At 44.2% G+C, this 19146-nt stretch carries 13 protein-coding genes and 1 pseudogene; 7 read left to right on the top strand and 7 right to left on the bottom strand.

Annotation, left to right across the window (positions count from 1 at the left end):
• Window positions 1–31: 31 nt before the first annotated feature.
• Window positions 32–1204: pseudogene (locus QUB35_RS39195) on the bottom strand (non-ribosomal peptide synthetase); the annotation flags it as partial.
• A 177-nt stretch (window positions 1205–1381) separates the two neighbouring features.
• Between QUB35_RS39195 and QUB35_RS18100 the strand changes: the two are divergent.
• Window positions 1382–1507: a hypothetical protein gene (locus tag QUB35_RS18100; protein WP_333143166.1), complete on the top strand. Its 126-nt coding sequence runs from the start codon at window positions 1382–1384 to the stop codon at window positions 1505–1507.
• Window positions 1497–2447 (top strand): GIY-YIG nuclease family protein, encoded by a 951-nt coding sequence (locus QUB35_RS18095; RefSeq protein ID WP_333143165.1) that lies wholly within the window; start codon window positions 1497–1499, stop codon window positions 2445–2447. Before QUB35_RS18100 ends, QUB35_RS18095 begins: the two co-directional genes overlap by 11 nt.
• A gap of 210 nt (window positions 2448–2657) precedes the next feature.
• Here QUB35_RS18095 and QUB35_RS18090 read toward each other — a convergent pair whose 3' ends face one another.
• A complete protein-coding gene (locus QUB35_RS18090) occupies window positions 2658–3308 on the bottom strand; it encodes a hypothetical protein (protein WP_333143164.1) in 651 nt (216 codons plus the stop codon).
• A gap of 129 nt (window positions 3309–3437) precedes the next feature.
• A complete protein-coding gene (locus tag QUB35_RS18085) occupies window positions 3438–3848 on the bottom strand; it encodes a hypothetical protein (protein WP_333143163.1) in 411 nt (136 codons plus the stop codon).
• A 323-nt stretch (window positions 3849–4171) separates the two neighbouring features.
• On the opposite strand from QUB35_RS18085, the gene QUB35_RS18080 reads away from it, so the two are divergent.
• Window positions 4172–5170 (top strand): IS630 family transposase, encoded by a 999-nt coding sequence (locus tag QUB35_RS18080; RefSeq protein WP_333143162.1) that lies wholly within the window; start codon window positions 4172–4174, stop codon window positions 5168–5170.
• A gap of 143 nt (window positions 5171–5313) precedes the next feature.
• Here the strand turns inward: QUB35_RS18080 and QUB35_RS18075 are convergent, their stop codons facing one another.
• Entirely contained in the window at window positions 5314–6591 is a 1278-nt protein-coding gene (locus tag QUB35_RS18075) for an alpha-L-fucosidase (RefSeq protein WP_333143161.1), read from the bottom strand.
• Between the two features lie 130 nt (window positions 6592–6721).
• Between QUB35_RS18075 and QUB35_RS18070 the strand changes: the two genes are divergently transcribed.
• Together QUB35_RS18070 and QUB35_RS18065 are read left to right on the top strand one after the other, a co-directional pair.
• A complete protein-coding gene (locus QUB35_RS18070; protein WP_333143160.1) occupies window positions 6722–7084 on the top strand; it encodes a DOPA 4,5-dioxygenase family protein in 363 nt (120 codons plus the stop codon).
• A gap of 260 nt (window positions 7085–7344) precedes the next feature.
• Window positions 7345–7827 (top strand): Hsp20/alpha crystallin family protein, encoded by a 483-nt coding sequence (locus QUB35_RS18065; protein ID WP_333143159.1) that lies wholly within the window; start codon window positions 7345–7347, stop codon window positions 7825–7827.
• Between the two features lie 590 nt (window positions 7828–8417).
• Here QUB35_RS18065 and QUB35_RS18060 read toward each other — a convergent pair.
• Window positions 8418–8708, bottom strand: a complete 291-nt coding sequence (locus QUB35_RS18060; protein WP_333143158.1) for a hypothetical protein — start codon at window positions 8706–8708, stop codon at window positions 8418–8420.
• A 10-nt stretch (window positions 8709–8718) separates the two neighbouring features.
• Between QUB35_RS18060 and QUB35_RS18055 the strand changes: the two genes are divergently transcribed.
• Complete coding sequence (locus tag QUB35_RS18055; protein ID WP_333143157.1) at window positions 8719–9009, top strand: hypothetical protein; 291 nt, start codon at window positions 8719–8721, stop codon at window positions 9007–9009.
• A gap of 479 nt (window positions 9010–9488) precedes the next feature.
• On the opposite strand, the gene pbpC is transcribed toward QUB35_RS18055, so the two are convergent.
• Window positions 9489–11819: a penicillin-binding protein 1C gene (gene pbpC, locus QUB35_RS18050; RefSeq protein WP_333143156.1), complete on the bottom strand. Its 2331-nt coding sequence runs from the start codon at window positions 11817–11819 to the stop codon at window positions 9489–9491.
• Between the two features lie 771 nt (window positions 11820–12590).
• Here pbpC and QUB35_RS18045 point away from each other — a divergent pair.
• Window positions 12591–18329 carry an alpha-2-macroglobulin family protein gene (locus QUB35_RS18045; protein WP_333143155.1) on the top strand — a complete coding sequence of 1913 codons (5739 nt, stop codon included), beginning with the start codon at window positions 12591–12593 and terminating at the stop codon, window positions 18327–18329.
• A 428-nt stretch (window positions 18330–18757) separates the two neighbouring features.
• Here QUB35_RS18045 and QUB35_RS18040 read toward each other — a convergent pair.
• A partial coding sequence (locus QUB35_RS18040; protein ID WP_333143154.1) for an HNH endonuclease signature motif containing protein occupies window positions 18758–19146 on the bottom strand: 389 nt, incomplete at its 5' end.

Raw genomic sequence — 19146 nt, 5'->3', positions numbered from 1 at the left:
TTAGGGCGTGACGGTCTACTTTACCATTAGGTGTTAATGGTAAGGCATCTAGCATCACGAACGCTCCAGGTATCATGTAATCGGGCAGTTTCTCTTTGAGAAAACCGCGCAGGTTCCTCGTGGTGATCGCCTCTGATTGGTTAAGAACGATATAAGCTGCCAGATATTTGTGATTTGGAACATCTTCTCGCGCCACAACCACGGTTTCTCGCACGCTTGGGTGCTCCGCGATCGCTGCCTCAATCTCGCCTAATTCGATACGGAAACCGCGAATCTTCACTTGATGGTCAATGCGACCGAGAAACTCAATGTTTCCATCTGGTCGATAGCGGACTTGATCACCGGTTTTATACAGGCGCGCCCCAGGTTCATTGCTAAAGGGATTGGGGATGAATTTCTCTGCCGTTAAATCTGGGCGACCCAGATAACCGCGAGCCAGACCTAAACCACCAATGTGTAATTCCCCTGGAACACCAATTGGGACTGGTTGGAGGTAATGGTTCAGAATATACGTAGTAAGATTCCCGATGGGGGTGCCGATGGGTACACAAGAAGCAGCAGGATTCTTGACTATGAACTCGGACAAGTCATAGTAAGTAGCCACGGCTGTTGTTTCCGTCGGTCCGTAGCCATTGAGCAATTGCGGAGGATTCACCAATCCCTTCACGCAACGTTGCCACAGCTTTAAGGTTTCTGGCAAGACGGCTTCTCCCCCAACAGACACCACCCGCAAAGATTCTGGAAGTGTCTGTTGTGCCTCTGCCAGTTCCACCATCACCTGATGCCAGTGGGATGTCGGCCAATCCATCATTGTTATTCCCCACTCGTGGCATCGTTGCACAAATCTGCTGCCAGACACTAGCATATCGTCTGTCCGTAGAACCAGTGTTCCGCCTGCACTCAAGCAAGGGAAAATTTCCATCACCGCCGCATCAAAGGCAATGGAAGCAAACTGGAGAACACGGTCTGACTGTGTAATGTTGTATATCGCTATAGCAGACGAGGTAAAATTGACAATAGACCGATGTTCAATCATCACTCCTTTTGGCTTTCCGGTAGACCCAGAAGTGTAAATCACATAAGCCAAGTTACTAGGTTTAACCTCAGTGAGTGGATTTTCTTCACTATGAGCGTCGATATTGGGCCAGTTGCTATCCAAGCAGATTACCCGTGTTGCACTCACAGGCAATGAGGATACACCCATATCCTGATATAGCACCCCCAACGCCTGAAAATCCGTTGCCCCCTCACCAACTGTCACAAGGCCAAGCAGACTCCTCGGCCCAAGAAATTCCCGACTGGTGACGAGCAATTTTAGATTTTAGATTTTAGATTTTAGATTTTAGATTTTGGATTGACACTCGCGCATCAAGAGCATCGAATGCCGATCGCTTTCTTTCGATCGGCAGAAGCCCTCACCCCTGGATTTGTTAAAATCGTTGGTCATGTGGAGCAGGTGCATCTACGAAACCGGCTCAAAGGAGAATTGACAGACAATGTGGCTTAAATTTGGTGTTGCTCTCAGTGGCGAACTGACGGGCATTGATGATGTTGCGCGTGGAAAAACTAACCTTGCTTGTCTCTACTGCGGTGGCGGATTGACAGCAAAAAAAGGTTCGGTGAAAGAGCACCACTTCGCGCACACCGGGGAGACTTGCAAGCCCGTGTCACAGCGGATTAAAACCAAAGCGTTTCCCTCGCTGCCCCTCTACGAGCATTTCAACATCGAACTCAAGGGTGAGGAATTGGAACAGTTGAAGGTGCTGTGGAAAGAGTACGGAGCCCAAAAGCGATCGATTCCTAAAGACTTGGTAAACTTTCGTTGGCAGTTGAAGGGATTGCTGGAGTCGTCGGGCGATCGTTCTTATCAATTTACTAACCTCGGTAAAATCCCAGTGGGTGCACTTCCCCTGGCGCTGTTCAACCGAGTCCAGGAACCCCTGCTGCTGTCGGAGCTGGCTTCGTTGGAAGGCTCTGTAGAGATTGCTTTATCTGCGGGGTTATCTTGTTTAGAAGAACGGCGGGCTGATTTGCTGATTTATCGAGCACAGCTTCGTCGGATTCTGGTGAATTCGCTCTATTTTCTGGAGGTAAAAGTGGACGGTCAAACGTTCTACAAAATTGGCATTACTACTCGATCAATTGAAGAACGAATCGCCGAGGTGCAGCGGGATGTGAGAGCGCATTACTCGGATGTGGCTGTCAATTTGCTGGGATTGTGGGAACACCGGGGGAATGTGGAACTGTACTTCAAACACCGATACAAAGCGTTTAATTATCGCATTGGGAAACTGACAGAGTATTTTGCTTTTCCGGACGTCAAGGCGGTGCTGGATGATTTGTATGAGATGAAACCCAAAATGCTGAGCGATGTTGAGGTGGAGATGCTCGGCGGCAGGAGTGTTCGAGAATGTGAGTTAAAATCGAGAGAGCAGCGGGTTAGATAAGTGCGCTCGCACTTACAAACATAATTAATTGCAGTACAGTTACAAGTGTTAATTCAGCAACTATCGCTAAGAAACTTTAGGTAATTATGAAACACCTTTTCGCTCGGAAACAAAAAGTATAATCGTGCAAAGACTGAATAATTTACTACCATAAAGCACCCCATCTGATCATACAACAGACCTACAATGTTCGCTGTAAAAAAAGTCTAGTTAATCGCTCACTGAAAACGTGTTAATACTTTGTTGAAACGAGGGCAAGCGCTGTTCAAATTCCTCAGCACTGGTAGTAAATGCAACAGTCCACATATTGCTTCCCTGCTTAATCGTGTAGACTATCTGTTTGACAGATGTTCCATTCGGAATTATTGTTTCTGTCCCAATCTGACCTGCCTGATAGCCGCCAAGCGATACCTTCTTCTGCTCCACGACACGAATTTCGCTAGGTAATTGTTTGGTAATCATATCCAAGTATGTATCTGTCGTCACTGTAGATCCAACTGACTCTACAGCAATAGCAACATTAGTCAGAAAACCGGCTTTACCCACCTTCGAGTCATGAGCCCAAATGGCGTATGCGGATGGATTCTGTTTGAGAGACTGAGCTACCTGCTGATAGTAGGGTCCCCAAGATTCCAACTCTTGAACCACCACGTCCAGATTTTTGCTGAGATCTCCGCCACTATAATTCTCCGGTAACTGCAATTGGGCACCGCGTCCCTCAAACTTTTTCCAACCTGGGATGGTGGTTTGTGTGGCGGCAAACGGACTTGATGTTTGTTGAGATGTTTGTGGCTGCTTGCAGCCTATGACTAGGCAAGGTAGCAACAGACAGAGTACCAGCAAAAAGTTTTTCTTATTCATGGAATTAGGGTTTATACCCCAACTTGGTATCACTCATGATTGTACGTCTGAACGCAACTTGGTATGAGATTTGATATATTGTTGATACTTCGGCGAATGTAACTTTAAGACTTCTCTTTGTGATTAATTTCATCTAAATAGCCAGCCGATTGATTTATCTTGTACTTGGACACAGGTCACGGCCAGTTGGCGGTTTATGGCGCGCTTGTAGCTCTCTTCTTCAGAAATCCGCTGTAAGGTGGTGGGATGGCGGAAATATACCACACCGCAGACACCATCTATGCTCATGCTATCCTCGCCGCAAGGTCTTTCTCCACGCCCTTGTAATCCCCACGTCATTTTTGTTTGCCCGCCATCTTCCCAGCGCAAAGTCCTTCCTCCACCTCCAGCCCAAGAAACCGACTCATAGATACAAGTTTGCTTAAGTTCTACCTTGTCTTGGCGAAGCAACCAACAGGAAACAGATGCTCCCTCAATTCTCCCTGCGCGTGCAGGTGTGGCAACCATGCCCAGTGCTAGAATCGGTAGGAAAACAGACAAAGTTTTCAAGTTTTTATCCACGGTTAATATTCGGAAATAAGCGGAGTGTCAGGCTTAGCAAGTTCTATTCTCACCATGACCAATTTATTACCAAACTTGTTACCGATCGCCACCGATACGCCAATTTTGGGAGAAACCGAACCAAACCCAACACGCCCCCTATGCCCCCAATCTCAAAGAGTGCGGTCACTACACTTTATATGAACGCAACTCGAACCCCCATTGCATCGGTTTGCCTAACTAAGTAGTCAGACAGAATTAATTACACAAATACATAGTAGAATGATATTTCCGGCAAAATTATGAGTTAATTACAGTTTCCTATGATGTTTATCAGAGAAATAAACCATCTTTCGTCTAAATTGTTACAGCGAATTTATCGCCAAAGCCGACATCATCAGGTACGTCAACGAGCACATTGCCTCATATTAGCTTCGCAAGGAGTAAAAAAAGGAGAGTTAATGAATATTTTCAGCATAAGTTATAAGACCCTCTATAACTGGTTCAATCGGTGGGAATTAGAGGGAATGATAGGACTTTATAATAAACCAGGAAGAGGTTCTAAGCCACTATTTAACTCTTCGCAGAAAGCCCAAATTAAAGAGTGGGCTAAACAAGAACCAAGGCAATTAAAAAATGTTAGCCAAAAAGTTCAAGAGACCTGGGGCATAACTCCCAGTACAAAAACAATTAAAAGAATACTAAAAACTCTAAACATGAGTTGGCATCGTATGCGAAAAGGAGTGGCGGGAACGCCTCCAGCCCAGGAATATCAAGAGAAAAAGGCGCAATTAGAAGAATTAAAGCAATTGGATGAACAGGGTAAAATTGATTTATATTACTTGGATGAAACGGGATTTTGTTTGATTCCTTGTGTCCCCTATGGCTGGCAGGAAATCGGAGAATATTTAACAATTCCTAGTCGTCGTAGTCAGCGAATAAATGTACTAGGAATTATGAATCGAAATAACCATCTTGAAACTTATATTTCATATCAAAGTATTAATTCAGATGTGGTTATTGCCTGTATTGATGCTTTTTTTCCCACCGTAGATAAGCCAACGGTGATTGTCACTGATCAAGCTTCTATTCATACCAGTGATGCTATTGTTGACAAACTTGAAGAGTGGAAACAACGTAATATTACTCTCTTTGAGTTGCCTTCTTACTCTCCAGAATTAAATTTAATTGAAATTTTATGGCGGTTTATTAAGTATGAATGGATTGAGATATCTGCTTACAAGAATTGGGGTACTTTTGTTACCTCTGTGGAAAAAATCCTGAAAGAATTTGGAGAAAACTATGTAATTAATTTTGTCTAGCTACTTAATTATTTCTCGTGTCCCAATATCAAGGTCGTGCTGCGGGGTTGGTACGAGAGGACACCCAAAGTGCGAGCGTGATATTGAGTTGGATGCCAAAAGCGACGGGGGTAGGAAGTGAAGAAGTGCGATCGCGAAACTGGTCAAATCTTGCCGATTGTATCGTTGGCTGGAGCAATATCAACTGCAATCACCGTAGCATAGGGATTGAGAGCTTGTTCAGGCACTTGAATCGTTAGCTCCCCAAGAGGATCGGCACTTAACATAGAATCGACAATCGCACAGCGAGTTGAGTATTGTAATGATTCCCCTCCAGCGACTTTAGAAACGGCTTGAATCCGTTTAATGGGTACACCTCTTACTGTTACTGACTCGTAGGGCTTCATCAGCAAGAATAAGTAAAAGCGATTGCCTCGCCGAGTAGAAGGGCCGTAGAATTGCCAAGGTTCCAGTCCAGGCTGTGTTCCTACAATGCTCTGGGCATGAACAGCCATCCATGCTTCTACAAATTGCAACAAATCCAATTGTTCGGATTGAATCTGCCCGTTGCCCGTAGGACTGACATTCAACAGCAGATTGCCACCTTTACCTGCAACTTCACAGAGGGTATGAATAAGTTGGCGAGCTGACTTGAATTGGGTGTCCTTCGGGTTGTAACCCCAGCTTTCATTCAAAGTTAGGCAAGCTTCCCAAGTACGTTGAGGCGGTTGGGGAGGAATGAATTGCTCGCAGGTATCGAAGTCTCCAAATCCAGGGAGGCGATCGTTGATTAGCAAATGCGGTTGCAGCGAGCGAATCATTTCATGTAGCTGTCTAGCTTGCCATTCCTCTGGCTTTCGCTCCCAACCGCCATCAAACCAAAGCAAGTCAATCTTTCCGTAGTTGCTCAACAATTCTTTGACTTGAGCAAACATAAATTCTAGGTAGCGCTCCCACGCTCGACTCGTTGGCTGTCGAAATTTCCCAAACTGATACGGTTTGTCGGCTTCTGTAAAAGCCGGGTAGTCAGGGTGATGCCAGTCAATCAAGGAAAAATACAACCCAATTCGCAAACCCTCCGCCCGCATCGCCTCTACAAATTCTCGAACAATATCTTTTTTGTACGGTGCATACTCGATAGAAAAGTCGGATTGCTGGGTATGAAATAAGGAAAACCCATCATGATGTTTAGCCGTCAAAATCACGTACTGCATCCCCAAGCGTTTCGCTAAATGCGCCCAAGTTTGAGGGTCGTATTCAGTCGGATTGAAAGTTTGGGCGGTGCGGTGATAGTCCGCTACCGGAACATCTTGGCAGTACGGCAAGCTAAAGACGCCTCCCACCAACGGCCAAGATACTTCGTACCCGCACTGGCTGCTGTGACTCCAGTGAACAAACATTCCCAATCGTGCTGTCTCAAACCAGTTGTTTTCTTGAGTCATTGGTTCACCCTGAAATAGGCGCTATTGTGAAAGAGTAATGTTTACTCTTCGGTAAAATTAATAAGCTAAGGTATACTTCTTTGTTGGATTTGGCTGCAATGAACCTCCCCATAATACCCCACTGAAAATCATGAAAGCAGACACCATTGAAATTGTTGGTTTTCACGCGCATATTTACTTTGAGAGTGATAGCCGCGATGCTGCTGCGCGTGTACGCGAAGGATTGGCTCAGTTTGAGGTGCAGCTAGGGCGCTGGCACGATAAACCCATAGGCCCCCACCCCCAAGCGATGTATCAAGTTGCCTTTTTACCGGAACAGTTTGGCACAGTCGTTCCCTGGTTGATGCTCCACCGCGAGGAACTAAATATTCTCGTCCATCCCGAAACAGGAGATGATGTGGCAGATCATACAACACATTCTTTGTGGCTGGGAGAAAAACTAGAGCTGAATGTTGAAGTTCTGCGACCTAAAACGGCCAGCACCAGCGGGTGAGCTCGCACGCCAGCAGAGTTCGCTCGGCAAGCTCATCATGGCGTTGACACAGCATTTTCGGTTTCTAGCAATAGCTTTGTACGGTTTTCTTCAATCCCAATTATTTCTGGTTCTTTCACTTAATTCTGGCAAATACGACCAATAAAGTAGGGTTCTCCTGACTGTTACTCCACTTAGAAAGCGGCATCATAATAACTGTAAGCAACGAGCTTCAACCAAACAAACTTATAGAGCTTTACCAATCTTTGAGGTGACAGATTATGTTGATGCGCTACTGGCAACCCTTCACGGAAATTGAAACCATCCGCCAACAACTCGATAAAGTTTTTGACCAACGGGCAACAGCAAGAGATAACTCAGAAGCCGCTTGGATGCCCGCTCTAGAATTGGCTGATGCTGGGGACAGCTTCGTATTAAAAGCGCAACTGCCTGGAATTGACCCCAAAGACATTGACGTTCAAGTCACTCGCGAAGCAATTTCTATCTCTGGCGAACGCCGCTACGAAAACACAAACGAGAAATCTGGCTGCGTCCGTTCTGAATTCCGCTATGGCAAATTCCACCGGGTACTACCCTTGCCCGCACACATTCAAAATGACTCTGTGCAAGCTGAATGCAAAGATGGCATTCTAACGCTAACTCTGCCCAAAGTGACTGAAGCTCGCAATAAAGTTGTCAAGATTAATTTAGCAGAAATTGCTGGAGCTTCAACAAATCCCGCTTTGGAACAGGCTAACCAATAACGATGGGGCAAGCGTGTTTAGTGGGTAACTCAGTACGCAGAAAGCTGTGCTTAATTGAGTGAGGCAAATTTTCCTTTCATTGAGCCTGATTGGATTTACTTAACAACAACGGAACTGGAAAAGCTGATACCGGGAGCTACAGTTGCTCTCGGTATTCTTTATTTGGGGAAGCTTTAGAAAAGCCGGCCTTATAGGTGTCCTGAACCCGCAGCGAATTCAGTAACGCTTATAAGGCCGGCTTTTAGTAAATGCAGTCGATGTGCACTTCGCGAGCAGAATACCCAATCGTGAGTCCAGGCATTGAAGTCCCTCAGTCCTCCGTTCCACCCAATTCTGTGGCGAATAAAGACGCTTGGAGTGATTAGACCACGGGGGGCGCTTTTACGGTCATCAGAAACTCTGGGGGGAACGCTGCTGCCAGGAACGCGAAGGTTTGATAGTCCTGAACTCACGTATCTAGCAACTCCTGTAAAATCTGTTCTACTGTTACCTTCAACGGAGGCAAATTATTCTGTACGAGCGAGATCCTTCGATTGGTACTCAATCGCCTCCGTTCTCTGCATCCATGCAGTCTAAAAAAGCACAATTTATTATGGACTCGTATCGAGAGGCGTTTTAAGTTTCAGCTTAACATTGGTTCCTTTTTTAAGGACAACTTCACCACCAGGACTAGACAAGACATAAGCCGCTGTTGCTGCACCCCCAGCTACAGCACCATGCTTAAATTTAGCTTGATTGCCGAGGAAATGACCGGCTGCTGCTCCAGCTAAAATAATGCCAGCATTCTGAACAAACTTGCCTTTGGTTTTTGTTTCTACCTGAGTATTCACGCTCAGTAACATCAATGGGATAAGCTGAGCCATCTGCGAGTTGAATGTCATCAAAAATTAGATGCAAACTCGATTTTTTGCCCTTAGCTGCTTTAACGACATCTTCCAGATGTCCGTGGATCACGGCATCTTTAAGCGTTTTATTGCCTCCTTTAACTCGCAGAGTAAAACGCTCGTTGTCGCGGTTTTTACCTGCGGACAAATCTTGTTGGAGAACGGTATCAAAATTAGTTGCCGCAGGGACGGCCGCTGGCTGAGTTTTAAGCTGACTGGACGTAGGGCTGCTTCTGTCAGCTACAGCATTTGGGCGATTATTAGCCGGAGCAGAAGTGTTGGCGATCTGCTCGCTTAACTTATGACAAGCAACAGTGCTACTGAGTAATACGGCACCCAGTAGTAAGGGCATTAACTTTTTCATCGTTGGTTTCTTCGATTCAATAGGCTATCAGAATCTGATTAGGCTAAAATTAGCCAATTGACAAGGGATTAACTGAGCACAAATGCGATCGCTCCTACAACTACTACGCTAGTTTAGCGAACGACTATGTAGGATTGTCTTCCGAACTACTGAAGTAAAAGTCTCCTTTTAATCATTGGTGACAAGTTAAGACTTAATTGCATTTGTCAATCAGTAATATTACTCAAAAAAACTGCTTTTTTAGGAGTGAAAAATTCACGATTTGAGAGGGAGTAGGTATAAATATCATGGGAGGCCAGATTCCTCGATCGCCCAAATCTCAGTTTTCTGCCCAAAATCCGAGTAAATGTTGAACATAATTGCTGATTGAGAAATACTTTCTTAGCTTAACTTGTTACCAATCTCTTTTAATTCTATTTGCCAGTCGGTAAAGAGGTTGAATTGCCAACAAACGAAAAGCCACTCCGCAGGGATTTATTGTTGGCAACCTGCACATAAAACCTCACGGTATCAACCATTTTACCTGATTTAGCTTGCAAATTCCACTCTCCAGGTTTCAGATGCCAGAATAGCGAATTAGACGACTGCGTGGCTAACTTCTTACCATTCAACCACCACTCAATAAGAGTAGTATTTACTCCCAAAATTTTAAACTCCAGCCGTGAAGTCTCATTCTGGTTCATCAGAAAATAATCATCATTTTGAGGAAAGACTATTTTAAAATTACTGTTACTCAAACTAGAGTTACTCTGCTTTGCTAACCAGCCGTTATACTCTTCAGATAACGTTAAACTCCCCGACTCAGTTTCGTACTTACTAATATCTTCAGTATCAAAATATTCTTGCACAACTGACGGACAATCAGGTTTAGGTCGCCACCCAGAAATAGCACAAATAGGACGCTGTACTAACCCTTTCAAGGTCGGAAAAGTCGCAGGTTCTTGATGTTCGTGTAAGTGTAGCATAATGTGATTCCAGAGGGGTGCAGCACCCATAACTCCAGAGACTTTTTTCATGCGATCGCCATTAAAATTTCCGACCCAAGTAGCAACAGTATAATCAGTAGTAAAACCCACCGTCCAAGTATCCCGAAAATCAGAAGAAGTTCCAGTTTTTACGGCCGTAGGAAATGGTAAAGCCAGCACAGACTCAACCCCAAACTCTTGAGCGCGGGCGTGAGCATCGCTTAACATATTAGTAATTAAGGCAGATATTTTTCGCTGGATTACAGGTTGAGAATTAGAAGTTTTGGCAGCATTAAATGTACTAACAAGTGGTGTGAATTCTCCTTGTCTCGCCAAAGTCACATAAGCCCTAGCTAACTCGAATAAACTGACTTCACCGCTACCTAGAACTAACCCCAAACCATAGTATTCTGGAGTTTGAGTCAAATGCTCAAATTCCAATTCATGCAAGCGATTGAGAAAATTAGATACTCCCACTTTTTCTAATACCCTTACTGCTGGAATATTGAGAGAATTTGCCAAAGCTATTCGCACTCGCACTGGTCCTAAAAATGTTCGATCGTTATAATTAGTAGGGCTATAAAGTTTGGCACCAGGAATGGCATAATAAGTCGGCACATCTGCCAAAATCGTATTGGCTCTAATGGCACGTTTTTCTAAGGCTAATTCATACAAGAAAGGTTTAAGAGTAGAACCAGGCTGACGTAAGGCTTGCACTCCGTCATTCCGACCTATTTCTGTTTGATTAAAATAATCAGGAGAACCGACATAAGCTAAAATTTCCCCAGTATGATTATTGATAACTAAAGCTGCGGCATTATGGACATTATGGGGAGATAAAGAATTGACGACTTGCTGCACTTGTGCTTCAACAAACTGCTGTAAAGAACGATCGATCGTGGTGCGAATATGAGACGGATGCTGCTTAGGTAATTGATTGGAAAGCCAGAATAAAAAGTGAGGTGCGGCAATAATTCTCTGCTTGACTGGTGCGAGTAAAATTTCTTCAGTTAAGGCTCTTTCTGCCTGCGAGCGCGTGATATATTTGTCTTTGACCATGCGATCGAGTACGTAAGTTTGCCGTTTTTTTAAAGATTGCCAACGGTAGTAAGGATTGAGATTATTTGGATCGTTAGGAATGGCTGCTAAAAGGCTGGCTTGAGCAAGATTGATATCAGCGGCAGAAATGCCAAAATAGGTGCGAGAAGCGGCTTCTACGCCGTAAATATTGCCGCTCATTGGCAATCTGTTGATGTAAGATTCGAGAATTTCGTCTCTATTCATGCCGGCGAAAATCCGCCAAGATAGCCAAAGTTCCCGCACTTTGTTAGGTAATGTGCGAGGTGCGGGCTCTAGCATCCGTGCTAACTGCATGGTGATGGTGGAAGCACCGCTGACTAAATGTTTGGCTTGTGCAGCTTCGAGGAGCGCTCGCGCGATAGCAATCGCATCTGTGGCACCATGTTGATAAAATTGGCTGTCCTCAGCAGCGATAATTGCTCGCAAAAAGTGAGAAGAAACTTGATTTAAGGGTACTGTGGCGGTATGTTCTTGGTCGCGAGTGAGAATAGTGCCCAGGGGGAGTCCGTTGCGATCGCTAAATTCGATCGCCGACTGCTCCTGGGCGATGTCAGCAGTACGGATAGGTGCGAGATAAGGAAGCGATCGCACAATTAGGCAAATTAATACTAACACCAAAAATAGACGAAATTTCGGGTTTCTATATTTGGGCCAAATTTTTTGGATAATTTTAATCAGCCACAGCCTCAATATCCTCATCAATTAATCCCTCAGCCAACAAAGGTTTAATCTATAGCCTTTCTCAGTAACATGATGTGCGATCGTTAATAAGTAATAAAGGCTATATTTCCGATCGAGAAACGCATCTACCGGATTCACAAAAGACTACAACCCCAAGATACTTGTTTCCAGAAACTACCGGGTTGCCACCTCATTAAGAAACAATACAAAATCCTTACCCTCATAAAATTGTTAACTTTAATGATTAATATAAGTAGGTAGGCGGGATTAAACCGAATAATGTAACAGTATGTAAATAGGCTTAAGTCAGCCAGTAGAGAGCATTTGGACACTTTACATCGTTTACATAGTTGCGTTTTAAAGCGCCGACTTACTTAGCCTTTCTCAGGTACATGAGGTCTGTACAGGGCTTACGCAACTGGCATACGAAAGTTAAACTGTAGGGTGTGTGGCTGTGCATTTTTTGAACGATGATTCAGAGTTTCGGGAACTGACGCACCTTACCAATTGTGACAATTGCGTCCAGGGCTAATGTAATAAGGCTTGAAAGTCCCGATATTCAGAGAATCTCGTCTACCTCATCTTTGTGAGAAAGGCTATATCCTCCTGGCTGTGGTTGAGTTAAAAAATTAATAAATTTATCTGGAAATTCTAGCGCGTCAACTGTAGATCAAGTATCCGTAAAAGAGATATCACTTGTCAGTAACTCAGTCCTCTCATAGACTGAGCTTGTAAGAGTAATCTTGCAAGCTGTGCTGACCATGCCCCTCGCTTTATTGAGACGTTATTATGAAATTAAAAAAATGGATCGGTGCGGTACTTGTCTTCACGCTCGTACTGGCAATAACTACCTGTGGAGTCGCTAATAAATCCTCAAAAATTGAGGCACTTCCCTCAGTTGCTCCCCTAATTGCTCCGCAACTGGTAGACTGGATTGAAGAAATTAGCCCTACTGGAAAAGCTGAACCTCTCAACCAAATTCGCATTCGGTTTAAAGAAGCATTAATTCCAGTTGCAAGCCTTGATAGTTCCGAACAGCAAAGTCAACTAAAAGTATTTGAAATTCAACCTACTATCCCCGGTAAATTTCGTTTTTTAACCCCGCGCATGGTGGGATTTCAACCCGAACAAGCATTACCCAAAGCTACTCGCATTCAAATTGCCATCAAAGCAGGTTTAACCGATTTAAAAAATCACCGCCTCGACAAAGATTTAGCTTGGACATTTAACACAGAACCCATCCAACTGTCAAATTTACCAACTTCTAAGACAGAGAATTCAGAATTCCAACCCATTGAGTTAAAGCCCACCCTGAAATTTACATCAAATGTAGAATTAGATTTAGCTTCAGTGCAAGAGCATTTAAAACTAATGCCAGAGGGACAGACAAAAACTGTGCCACTTAAAATAGAGTTAGAAAAAGCAGAGGCAAAATCAGAAAATCGGCAAACTCCAGAAGAAAACTTCGAGCCATCTGTTCGCGCTTTTAATTATACCATACTTCCCCAACAAACACTAGAAAAAGCCCCTCAGTACCGCCTACAATTTGACTCTGGCTTGCTACCACTTCACGGTAATCTCCCCAGCGAAACAGCATTCGCCAGTCAGGTAGAAACTTATTCCCCCTTAGCATTTAAAGCTATTAACTTTTTTGGGCAACCCAATGCTGGCGGTGCTTATGGGCGGTTCGTGAAAGGCAGCGGTCAGTTACAATTTAATAACGGTATTATCGCCGATTCAGCGCAGGAAAATATCACCGTTAATCCCCCACCTAAAAAAAAACATCCTACACTTGTTCAAGCTTATGACAATGAATCCTTGGTTAGTCTCAACCCTTGGAGTTTAGAACCAGCCAAACAATATACTATTACTGTTGGTGCTAACCTCAAAGATAAATTCGGTCAAACTTTGGGGAAACCCGTCACATTGCTGTATGAAACAGGCGATGTTTCTGGCGAAATTTCGACACCAACAGGGTTAAATATTTTTCCAGCAGGTAAAGACTTACAACTGAATATTTCCACAGTAAATTTGCCAGAATCCCAGTACAAAGCAGCTTATAAAGTCGTTCAACCTACTGATTTAGTTTATAATGCTGACGCATATCCCAGAGGGGGGGAAAATGATTTACTTTCCAATCCTTCTGAGTGGCAAACTTTTCGAGTTTCAGGCAAGAAAAATCAGACAAATGATATAACAGTTCCCTTGCGAGAAAAACTGGGTTCGGCAACAGGAATGCTGGCCTATGGAGTTCAAGCACGCACGAATCTTTACTCAGATGAAAAGGGTAAACAGCAATGGCGGGAACCTGCCAATTACGGCTTAGTCCAGTTAACTAATTTGGGAGTATTTGCCCAGTGGTTCCCAGAGTCAGGTTTGATTCGAGTACATCATCTTGATGACGGTTCCCCAGTAGCAGCATCAGTCGAGATTTATGAATCCCAATTAGAGGCAAAATCTAGCCCTAAACCTACTCCTTGTGCAACAGGTAAAACTGACAATAACGGTGCATTACTGCTAAACCGTGAGAATTTAGAGAAGTGTATTCAATCTCAAGCAGGCGGCTTTGAAAAAGCACCAAAATTATTAGTGATTGCCCGCGAAAATAAAGACTGGGCATTTGCCAGAACAGAAGAATATAGCGGTGCTTATGGCTACGGCATTGAGGGAGATACTTGGAACAGTAATAAGCCACAATCACGCGGTACAATCTTCTCAGACAGACAACTTTATCAACCAGGGGAAAAAGCTTGGTTTACGGGAACTGCCTACTATCTCCAAAATGGAGTTATCAAGCAGGATAAAAATGCTAGCTATACAGTTAAGCTGCAAACTCCAAGCGGCACTACAACTGATTTAGGAACTCAGACCACTAATAAATTCGGCACATTTTCCCTAGAATTGCCCATCGAAAGCAATCAACCTTTAGGCTATTATTCCATTCTAGCTAAAGGGACAAGCGGAGCGGAAATTTCGGGTCAATTTCGGATTGCTGAATTCAAACCACCCAATTTTAAGGTAGATTTAAACCTTGATAAAGCATTTGCACTGATTGACGATAAAATTGAGGCCAATGCCCAAAGTAATTATCTGTTTGGTTCGCCAGTGGAAGGTGGAAAAGCCAAATACTATGTCACTCGCCGCCAAGCAGAATTTACCCCCAAAGGTTGGGAAGAATTTGCCTTTGGGCGGCAGTGGTTTTGGCCAGAAGAAAGCCCGAATGTTCCCACCGATGTGCTGCAACAAAATGCAGTCTTAGATGCTAGTGGTAAAGGCAATCAAACATTTACAGTCGGCAAAGATTTGCCCTATCCGATGAATTATCGGGTAGATATTGAAGTTTCCGATGTTTCAAATCTGTCTGTATCCGATTCTAAAACATTTACTGCCCTACCCAGCCAGCGATTAATTGGTTTACAAACTAATTTCGTTGCCGATGCAGGCAAAGCTTTACCCATTCAACTCATCGTTACCGATCCTACAGGAAAACTACTAGAAGGTCAAAAAGTCCGCGTTGAACTGCAAAAAATCAACTACAGCAGCGTCACGCAAGTAGTCGAAGGTAGTCGCAATCCTCGCAATCAAATCGAATACAAAACAGTAGCAAAAACAGAGGTAAAATCTGGTAGCAATCCTCAAACAGTATCTCTCAATCCTCCTGAATCTGGTTCTTACCGCATTCGGGCTAATTTTGCTGATGGCAGTAATGAAGTAACTGCCACTGATTTGCAGATTTGGGCAACAGGCGAAAACCTCGTAAGCTGGGGTAACAGATACGATAATAATCGCCTGGAAGTCAAACTCGATAAGAAAAACTATCAACCAGGTGAAACGGCAACAGCTTTAATTCAATCGCCTTATCCAGAAGCAGAGTTATACTTTGCAGTTGTACGCGATAGAACTCTCTACCAAACTGTCACTAAAGTTAAGGGTGGTGCTCCTCAAATCCAGTTTCAAGTAACGCCAGAAATGTTGCCCAATGCAGCGGTAGAAGCTGTCCTAGTCCGTCAAGGCAAGAGTTTAAAAGAGTTGGAACCTGGAAGTCTGGAAAATCTGGTAAAAATTGGCTTTGCTCCTTTTCAAACCAGTTTAGATGCTAAATATTTGAAAGTCCAAGTCACTCCCCAGCAAACAGAATTACAACCCGGTGCAGAGGAAACGGTACAACTGAAATTGCAGGACAATCAGGGGAAACCAATCAAGGGACAATTTACAGTTATGGTTGTCAATGAAGCCGTGCTGCAACTAACTGGATATCGCCCGCCCGATTTGGTAAAAACTGTCTATGCTGAACAGTCAATTTCTACCCGTTTCAGTGATAATCGACCGAATGTAGTATTAGAAAATATGACCTCTCCACTGGCAAAAGGTTGGGGTTATGGCGGTGGCTTTTCAACAGGTACAGCAAATACTCGCGTCCGCAAAGATTTTCAAGCTTTGGCTTATTACAATGGTTCTGTTATTACAGATGCTAATGGAAAAGCGAGTGTTAAATTTAAACTCCCTGATGATTTGACAACTTGGCGAGTGATGGCTGTTGCTACTGACGGCAATTTAGATTTCGGCAAGGGAGAGGCGACATTTATTACCACTAAATCGCTGATTTCTCATCCAATTTTGCCGCAGTTTGCGCGTCCAGGCGATCGCATAAAAGCTGGCTTATCTGTGACTAACAATACTCAGCAAAAAGGCAATCTGACAATTAACGGTCAAGTAGCCGGTGCCGTAAAATTTGAAGGCAATAATCCAGCAGCGGCGAATCTAAAAACTCAGGCTGAGTCGGGTACTCGTGCTTACCGTTTTCCCTTTATTGCGGGTAGTGCTGGTGATGCTAAAGTTCAATTTGCTACACAATTAAATGGCAACGTGGATGCGTTTGAAGTGCCTTTAGAGGTAAAACCTTTAGAAGTTACAGAAAACGTTGTAGAAACGGGAACAACTGCAAATCAGGTAAAAATTTCGCTGAAGATTGATAAAAATGTCGTGTCTGATGTCGGCGGTTTGGAGATTTCTCTAGCTAGTACATTGATACCGGAAATTGTGGCACCGGCGAAACAGGTTTTGCAGGATGAACAATTACCATTTTTGGAACCTGCGGCTAGTCAGTTATTAATTGCAGCCAATTTGCAAACTCTTGCTCAACAATACGCTCAGAGTTTGAAAGGTTTTAATCCTAGTAAAGAAGCTGCGAGCGCACTTGAACGACTGCAAAAACTTCAGCGTCCCGATGGCGGTTTTGCTTCCTATCCCGGACAAGAACAATCTGACCCGTTTGTGACTCCCTATGCAGCGAATGCGATCGCCTCTGCATCTAAGGCTTTTGCCAATACAGTCAATGCTGGGATGCTGTCTCGCCTGACAGACTACTTGAAGAAAACTCTTGCTGACCCCGGAGAATATGAGTTTTGTCAAAAGCAAATTTGCAAGAATCAGATAAGGTTATCATCTCTGATTGCCTTAGCAGAATTAGGCGAAAAACGCAATGACTTTCTCGCAGATATCTATCAGCAGCGAAGTGAATATAATCTAGTCACTCAAATTGAGCTAGCCCGTTATTTATCGCAGTTCAAAGACTGGCAAGATGAGTCTAAATTGCTGACTAACGAGTTGCAAAAAAACATCTATATCACTGGTCGTACAGCTAGGGTTAATCTACCTCAAAATGTAAGCTGGATAGCATCTCCTACCGCTATTCAATCTCAAGCCTTGCGACTATTTATCGCTCAAAAAAGCAAGGCAGAAGATATCGATCGCTTATTGCAAAGTCTCCTAAATCTGCGGCGACATGGCACTTGGCAAAGCACTTATGACAACGCAGAAGCACTCGCAGCTTTAGCTGACTACAGCAAGACTCAGCCGACACCGCCTAAGTTTAGTGCTACTGTAAAACTGGCTGGTAAACAGTTAGATTCGATTCAGTTTGACGGCTACCGCAATCCCAGTCTGTTTATCACTATAGCAACAGATCTGTTGCCGCGAAATGGTGATTTAATTATTCAAAAATCTGGTCAAGGTACGCTGCACTATCTCGTCAATTATGGTTATCGTTTGCAGGGTAATCAACCGGGACGTTTAAATGGGTTGCGAGTATTGCGAGAAATCCGACCTGCTGGGGAAGACAAAGTGTTAGGAAAACAGCAATTTTCTATTCCTCAACCGCTGACTTTGGGAGTTGGACAAGTGTTTGATATTGCTTTGGAAATTATCGCAGATCGCCCTGTAGATCATGTGGTAATTACTGACCAGCTACCTGCTGGTTTAGAGGCAATTGATAACAGTTTCCAAACTTCTACAAAGGCGGTGGAAGCTCAAGGTGATAGCTGGCAAATTGGGTATAAAACGATGTATCGCGATCGCGTTGTCACCTATAGCGATCGCCTCGAACCCGGAGCCTACAGCCTCCACTACCTCGTCCGTTCTGTCACCCCCGGAACCTATCTCTGGCCGGGTGCGGAAGCTCATTTACAATACGCTCCCGAAGAATTTGGGCGATCGGCTTCCTCTACCTTGATTGTGTCGGATAAGTAAATCAGCCGTTGCGCGATCGCTTTTATGCCCGGATGAGGCGGTATTCTAAGTAATGGCAACAAAAGCGATCGCCATATTTTAGAAAGATGAGCTTTTACCGCTATGCCTAAACCCAAGAGGTATCCCGACAATTGGCAAGAGATTGCGCTCTCGGTGAAAGAAAACGCGGGGTGGCGTTGTACAAAGTGCCATCAACAATGCCTCCGACCGGGCAAACAAAGCGGTTTAACCAAATCGGAACGATGTGCTTTAACTTTGGCGGTGCACCATCGCAATCGGATACCGGAGGACAACCGCCCTGAAAACTTAATCGCTCTGTGTACCGCGTGTCACCATTAAACTCAACGAGACTGTCACCAACCCCGTTGGTCTTCAAAACCGTGCATGAAACTTTAATTTCACACGGCTCCTCAATGATTTGGTGCTTGTTACGCATACCTCATTACCCATTTATCCTCGACTCTTTCAAGTCTTTTGGTGGGTTTAGGCTCGACACTGTTGCAGTCGGATTTGCTGCCAGAACTGCCATCATTGGCTGTCTTTATATCATGGCAATGTCTATGTAGAAGTTGAAGATTTTTATACTCATCCTTTTTACCTTTCGATTTGGGGATGATATGGTCAACTTCCATTACATCATCTTCACGGAAGAACAAACCGCAGTGGGTGCATTTCCCTTTTTGCTTTTTCAGGAGCGTTGCCACTCTAGACGGCATTTCCGGGTTTTTACCCATTCTTGAACTCCAATAGTCGGGTAGGGCAGGGACATTGCTGTCCCCTTCCCCCCTAAGAACCGTGCTTGCAAGTTTCCCTGCAC

Origin of the sequence: Microcoleus sp. B13-B6 (genome assembly GCF_036705405.1) — a bacterium.
GTDB lineage: Bacteria > Cyanobacteriota > Cyanobacteriia > Cyanobacteriales > Microcoleaceae > Microcoleus.
This window is presented reverse-complemented; position numbering and strand designations above follow the sequence as displayed.